Annotated in this window: 1 protein-coding gene; it reads right to left on the bottom strand. The window is 60.1% G+C overall.

What is annotated here, in order from left to right; all coding sequences use genetic code 11:
- Positions 1-531 (bottom strand): flagellar type III secretion system pore protein FliP (locus tag AC1DU6_RS35655; protein WP_477863347.1); only part of this gene is annotated, 531 nt, incomplete at both ends.

Below are 531 nucleotides of genomic sequence, written 5' to 3'. Positions count from 1 at the left end.
AGACCGAGGCGACAACGAGGTCGATGATCAGGAATGGCAGGAACAGCAAGAAGCCGATTTCGAAGGCGCGCTTCAGCTCCGAGATCATGAAGGCCGGCACGAGGATCCGCAGCGACATGTCCTCCGGTGTCGCCGGCACCGGTTCGCCCGAGAGGTCCATGAACAGTTTGAGATCCTTCTCGCGCACGTTCTTCTGCATGAAGCCGCGCAGCGGAATGGATGCACGTACCAAAGCTTGTTCGACGGTGATGTCGTTGGAGATCAGCGGCTTGATACCGTCGTCATAGGAACGTTGCAGCACCGGCCCCATTACGAAAGCCGTAAGGAACATCGCCAGCGCGATGATCACCGAGTTCGGCGGCGCTGTCGCCGTACCCAATGCGGTGCGCAGCAGCGACAGCACGACCACGATGCGTGTGAACGACGTCATCATGATCAGGATCGACGGTGCGATCGACAGCACCGTCAACAACGCAATCATCTGCACGGCACGTTCGGTGACGCCGCCGCCACCGCCGCCGAGATTGATGC

The sequence above is a fragment of the Roseateles sp. P5_B10 genome, assembly GCF_056400485.1.
Note: the sequence above shows the minus strand (reverse complement) of the source record. Positions and strands in the feature narration are given on the sequence as shown.